The sequence below is a fragment of the Holdemanella biformis DSM 3989 genome (assembly GCF_000156655.1).
GTDB lineage: Bacteria > Bacillota_I > Bacilli_A > Erysipelotrichales > Erysipelotrichaceae > Holdemanella > Holdemanella biformis.
In genome coordinates, this window is record NZ_DS996842.1 from 177401 (window position 1) to 180063 (window position 2663).

Genomic DNA, 2663 nt, shown 5'->3' on the forward strand with positions numbered 1-2663 from the left:
GTTGGAACCGAAAGGGGTTTTGAATTCCAACTGCTTTTGGAACGATAAAGGCAGTCTTAGATTTTTCAAGCTAACTACAGTTGCCTTTTGCTCGTTCACAGACATCTTGCTCAAATCGTCAGCATCCAAACTTGGAATAGGTACTGTATATGCGTTCAAAAGGACGTTTCCATCTCTTGGTCTTGGAAGTGCTTCAATGAACGGGTTGTTGTTGAAGTCCCTATTGGATGATTTTACATATTTAGCATCAACAGGACCTACACGAGTACATTCTTCATGGGTGTATTGATTTTGGTCTTTCTCTACATTTGAGTAGTAGTAGACCCAGTTCAGTTCTCTCATAACTGTACCTCCTACATTTTCTGTTTAATCTTTTGAAGGGCTTCTTCAAAGGTCATACTTCCAGTTTCTTCATTTGATTCAGGCTCTGACAAGGCTTCAGGTTCTGGTTCTGCATTTTTCAAAGGAATCAGAGATGGTGCGTCATCTGTGTTCAAACGTGCTCCAATCGAATTTGCCTCTAATACAAGGATGCTTTCTTCTTTACGGTTATGGCGGATATTTTTGGTCTTGTCATCATTTGGTGCCGTCTGATTTGCAACTCTAACGGCATCATTCAAGGTTGCCTGCATTCCCATACGTCTTGCGCAGCGAATCTCTTGGTCTTCCTGAGCTTTCTCCATTACAAGCTCTTTTTTCTTGGTCTTGTATTCCTCGTAGTTGCGAAGTGACATACCGTTGAACTCATAGTTTCCTGCTCGATTCTCATTCAAGGTTGCTTTTACAAGGCGATTGTCTGCAATGTACCATAAAGAGCCTATATTTCTTTCATCAAGACGACATTTCAAAGGCACCGAGCTTCTTCTAGTCTTAGTGATTTGTTCTGCAAGCCAAGGATCATTTGCAATGTAATACAAACCATTCCATTCAATACCTTTACGGGTTATACGAGCACGTACTTCTTTACGAATTGAATACTCAAACTGGTCAAGGTTGACAATTGGTCTTGGAGCACCATATTTAGTGCAACCGTAGTCCCATAACTCTAACGGAATGGGATGTACTGACTTCTCTAACATATCCTTTGTCATTGGATACTGGCTCATTGTCATCATGTTGTGAGCAATTGTCTGGTTGATTACGAATACCCAGATATCATCCAATGTAAGGACCGCATGTCTATGGTGGTTCGAATCATGCCGTTGGGTAATCAAACCTCTGCCTTCAAGCAAATCATTCTGTACCGAATGATACTGGTGGAATAGCTGTTCTACCTGCCCTTTCAGTGACCCCATAGCTGGTGGCACTAGCTCCAGAGTGATGTTCAACTCGTTGCAGATACGTTTGACCTCTTTGGAACGATATTCAGAACCACGGTCACTGCGAAGTCGGTTTGGCAAAACATTGATGTCCCATAAGCCATCTTTTAGCTCCAAGCCGTAACGCCTGCAAAGCTGTTTATTGTCTTCACCAAGGTTCAAAAGACAGTTTGTGAAGCCAAGTACTGAGTTATTCTCCAAAGAAACAGATACTGCCGTAATCATTCGTGAATAGACATCAACCATTGCATGCACGATTGGACGTCCGATTACCTTTGTTGGATCAACTTCACTGACAATGGATACATCCATTTCAACTTCATCCATTTCGAATAAATCTCCAGGGCCATGCACATTAAGAAGATTGTCTGAAACAAGCATACGTTCATTGTTTCTGTATTCACGTTTGGATGTTTTGCATACACGGCGTGCTTTAGCTGATGTATGAGTAACAATATAGTTCTCCATTTGGCTTTTAGTAGGTCGCTGGTCGATTGGCAGCAGCTTATTCTGTACTACTACACCTTTGCTTGTCTGTGTTTCTACACGAGCTGTGAAATATTTTGTGAGCATCCAGTCATAAGTTGTTGCATAAGACTTTTCTCTGCCAGATAAATAGTGTTTACAGCAGTCATCAAAGATTTCACGCAGTTCATCAGTTAGAGGGATACCCTGTTCAAACATAGGTGGACGACCTGTTTTTGTAGAATAATGCATATTGGCTTTACTTTTCTTTCCAATTTGTGGAAGTAAAGCGAATGGATCAAGGCCGTTTGTCAGATATTGTTTGATTACATAGAATACAGTCTTTTTAGAGATGTTGTATTTATCAGCAAGTTCCTGAAAACACGGTTTAGGCTTTCTGGTTCCTAAGCAAAAGTAGCACGGTCCGTAGATATCTCCGACTGTTTCAACAATATCTTTGTTGCGTAGATAGATTTCCTTTGTTTTCTCTGGTAATGAATCAAAGTCAAATACTTTATCAAACTTGGGTTCTCTAACAGCAATTTGTTTCTTATTGACAAAATGCTGAAGTGTTTGAATATGCCATTCGTTGATTTCAGTTTTCTCTTTAATTCCATTAATGAGAATCGTTACTAAGTAATCTTTATTCATGTAGATTACTCTATGATCAATGTTTTGTTCCATATCATGAAGAATGGAACCTACTTTCAGGTTTAATGTTGTGAGCATTCTAAGCTGCCTCCTTTCACTTCGGGTAATACATCCCTGTAAATCTCAAGTAAATACTGGAAATCAAGCGGTTCTGATTCCATATCAACTTGGATTTTTTTTGTTGCAATATAATGTTTCAGCATGGACATTTCATCAAATACACTGGAT

2 protein-coding genes are annotated in these 2663 nt (G+C 39.8%); both read right to left on the reverse strand.

Translation table 11 applies throughout. The features are described from left to right. Window positions 1–342: hypothetical protein (locus EUBIFOR_RS12940; RefSeq protein WP_003865054.1), on the reverse strand; the 342-nt coding region annotated here is incomplete at its 3' end. 11 nt (window positions 343–353) lie between these two features. Beyond that, complete coding sequence (locus EUBIFOR_RS05900; RefSeq protein WP_003865055.1) at window positions 354–2513, reverse strand: integrase catalytic domain-containing protein; 2160 nt, start codon at window positions 2511–2513, stop codon at window positions 354–356. Window positions 2514–2663 lie beyond the last annotated feature (150 nt).